The sequence below is a fragment of the Candidatus Streptomyces philanthi genome, assembly GCF_059553635.1.
In genome coordinates this window covers 1-1409 of the sequence record NZ_JCANQV010000600.1, presented here as the reverse complement: position 1 = coordinate 1409, position 1409 = coordinate 1, and the positions used below count along the sequence as shown (strand labels likewise).

The 1409-nt window shown below is 74.9% G+C and carries 1 protein-coding gene; it reads right to left on the bottom strand.

The window, feature by feature from the left end; all coding sequences use genetic code 11:
- Positions 1-231: 231 nt before the first annotated feature.
- On the bottom strand, positions 232-1308 hold the full coding sequence (locus AC51EU_RS30530; protein ID WP_496270334.1) for an enoyl-CoA hydratase/isomerase family protein: 1077 nt from the start codon (positions 1306-1308) through the stop codon (positions 232-234).
- Positions 1309-1409: the final 101 nt, after the last annotated feature.

Sequence of the window (1409 nt, the reverse complement as noted above, 5' to 3'; positions counted from 1 at the left end):
CCGGCGGCGGCGGAGTTGCCCGCGGACCGCGACATACCCGAAATATGTCGCGGCGACCGTGGCGGCGCCGCTGACCACACCGATGACGCCGTTCGCCAGATCCCAGTCCCACGCCATCGGTGCAGGCCAGCGGGAAGCCCCGAGGAGAGACCCCAACTGCCGGTTGTCTGAAGGAAATTGACGGACCGATGCCCCTCCGCCCGGTCGGCGCGGCGCCCCGGGCGGAGCGTCCTACACCAGTCCGAGGCCGCCGTCCGGTGCGGGCAGGAAGTGGCGGGCGACCTCGGTGGGGGTGACGTCCTCCAGGCGGGACGGGGACCAGTGCGGGTCGCGGTCCTTGTCGACGATGCGGGCGCGGATGCCCTCGACCAGGTCGGGGGAGGCGAGGGCGGCGCAGGCGACGCGGTAGTCCTGTTCCAGGACGTGGTCGAGGGTGGCGAGGCGGCGGGCGTTGCGCAGGGCGGCGAGGGTGACCTTGAGGGAGGTCGGGGAGCGGTCGAGGAGCGTACGGGCGGCCTCCTTGGCGGCCGGTTCGCCGCTGTTCTCCAGGCGGTCGACGATCTCCTCGACGGTGTCGGCGGCGTAGCAGGCGTCGATCCAGCCGCGGTCGTCCGGGAGGGCGGGGGCGGGCGCCTCGGCCGTGTACCGGCGGACGGCTTCGGTGGCGGGGGCGGCGGCCAGGGCGGTGCGGAGTTCCGGCAGGCGGGCGGAGGGGACGTAGTGGTCGGCGAGGCCGCACAGCAGGGCGTCGCCGGCGCCGATCGTGTCCCCGGTGAGGGCGAGGTGGGTGCCGAGTTCGCCGGGTGCGCGGGCGAGGAGGTGGAGGCCGCCGACGTCGGGGACGAAGCCGATGAGGGTCTCCGGCATGGCGATCCGCGAGCGTTCGGTGACGACGCGTACGCCGCCGTGTGCGGAGAGGCCGACGCCGCCACCCATCACGATGCCGTCCATCAGCGCGACGTACGGCTTGGGGAAGCGGGCGATGCGGGCGTTGAGGCGGTACTCGTCGCGCCAGAAGGCGCGGGCCGCGGAGCCGTCGCCGTCCCGGGCGTCATCGTGGACGGCGCGGATGTCGCCCCCGGCGCACAGGCCGCGGTCCCCCGCCCCGTCCATGATCACGGTGGCCACGGCGGGGTCGTCCTCCCAGACGGTGAGGGCGTCGTCCAGGGCACGGACCATGGGGTGGGTGAGGGCGTTGAGGGCGTGCGGGCGGTTGAGGACGAGGTGTCCGGCGTGGCCCTCGGTGTGCAGCAGGACGGATTCACCGGGGGTGGTCGGGCGGCTGCGGTACGGGGCGGTGTCGGGCATGCGCGCGTCGTTCCCTTCCTGGTCTGCCGCGCCCGCGGGGGTGCCGCGGGCCGCGCTGTCGGTGCCCACTCCATCAGACGCCGGGCGGGCGGCCGCCGTCG